Source organism: Mesorhizobium sp. BR115XR7A, from assembly GCF_020165315.1.
Taxonomy (GTDB): domain Bacteria; phylum Pseudomonadota; class Alphaproteobacteria; order Rhizobiales; family Rhizobiaceae; genus Mesorhizobium; species Mesorhizobium australicum.
Genome location: NZ_JAIUHW010000039.1, coordinates 1 through 1,867 on the forward strand (window position 1 = coordinate 1; position 1,867 = coordinate 1,867).

A 1,867-nucleotide genomic window follows, 5' to 3' on the forward strand; every position below is an offset into this window, starting at 1 on the left:
TGGTCAAGCGCATCCGGCGAGGGCCGGATCTGCTGTTGGCTGGCAGCCAAGACTGGCGGAGCGGGGGCCTGAACTCCGGCGTGCCCAGATGTTGCGAAAGCGTCCGACACGCTTCTATTGGGGTCCTCCGGTCCAGCACGCATCCCTGGGTTGTTGAGCGAAGGCGAGGTGGCTTGATCACCCTGCCGCTGCTCAAGCACTTCGCGGAGCCCCTGTTCCAGTCGCAGAAGCTCCTCTGCATTGGTTGGCGGCTGGTGAGCTCGATCATCGACCAGCGGCCGGAGCGCCTCGGGAACCTGCGCGCTGAAAGAAGACGAGGTGGCTTGATCATCCTGCCGCTGCTGAAGCACTTCGCGGAACTCTTGTTCCAGTCGCAGAAGCTCCTCTGGATTGGTTGGCGGCTTGTGAGCTCGATTATCGAACAGCGGCCGCAAGGCCTCGGGAACCTCCGCATTGTGAACCCGCTGCAGCGCCAAGCGGAGTTTCTTGTTGCCTGGAAACAACGCCTCGGCGAGTTCGGTCCGCGACTTGTGATCCAGCCCAGAGATCGTCTGGCCCCGACTCTCAAGCTCCTCAGAAAATCTGCGAAGAAGTCGACCATAGACGACACGGGTGCTTAAGGCCAACTCGCTGTCACTGCTTAATTTTTCCAAGATACGCGCATCTGGCTTTGAAGGCACCGCCGCTGGCCACCAGCCAGTCGCTGCGTAGCCCGGATCATGATACGCACGTAGGACGTTCAACGCCGTTTTAATGCTCTGGTCATTCGGAAAGAAAGTATCGAGGTGATCGACCAGGGATTGGTGATTTTTTAGATCAGTCGCTTGGCCACGAGCGCCGAGATCATTCGCCAATCGGCGAAGCGCATTCGAGTATATTCGCAGCGTGTCCGCGCTCTGGTTTTGCTGAGCCGCAGCGCGGTCAATCGCCTTATCAATAACATCCCGGTGTTCGGCGGACAGATGGGGATAGCTGGCAGCAGGGCCGCCAGCAGTCGCTGAATAGCCCGGCTCATGATAGGCACGCAGGGCCTTCAACGCGCTCTTCATATCAACGTCTTTCGGAAAGAAAGCACCGACGTGATCGACCAGGGATTTGTGATTTCTTAGATCGGTCGCTTGGCCACGAGCGCTGAGATCATTCGCCAACCGGCGAAGTGCAAACGTGTATTTTCGGGCCGTGGTCTCGTTATATTTTTCCTGGGAGTGGGCGATCGCTCTATCAATAAGGTCCCGGTGTTCGCCGGACAGATGGTGATAGCGGGAAGCACGGGCGCCACTCGCAACGGGGTCGGCTCGGCGCGGCTCGGCCACGTGCTGCTCAAAGACCGCTTGCCGCGCTTGGCCAGCATCCGGCAAGGGGCCAGGGCGGTCCAAGGAAGAGAGCATCGCGTCTGGGACGCGTTGAGTCCCATGGGAGAAGCCTTGGGGGACGGCGATAGAAACGTTTATGAAGTCCTCGATCGCAGCCGGGGGCGCCTCGGACCTTGCTGAGGGCGCGGCTCCCGCATGCAGCCTTCCGATGTGTTCGGACCCTGTCCCTTGAACCGGTACCCCTTGCAATGGCAATTCACCCAATTGCCGCATGGGGGGCTGCATCGGCATGCGGCCGCCTGAATTGCCGATTTCGCTCGGCTGCTGCTGAATGGCGACGGCTTGCGGCCTATCCACGGCCCTCTGCCTCTTCGCCGGCGGGAACAGCGCTGTGGAATGTTCGTTGTTGATGATGCCCCCCTGGGGTGGCAGGTGGTTGCCTTGGTCAAGCGCATCCGGCGAGGGCCGGATCTGCTGTTGGCTGGCAGCCAAGACTGGCGGAGCGGGGGCCTGAACTCCGGCGTGCCCAGATGTTGCGAAAGCGTCCGACACGC

At 60.7% G+C, this 1,867-nt stretch carries 1 pseudogene; it reads right to left on the reverse strand.

Features of this window, described 5'->3' with window-relative positions:
• Positions 1 to 1,867, reverse strand: a pseudogene (locus LB557_RS31465) (hypothetical protein); the annotation flags it as partial.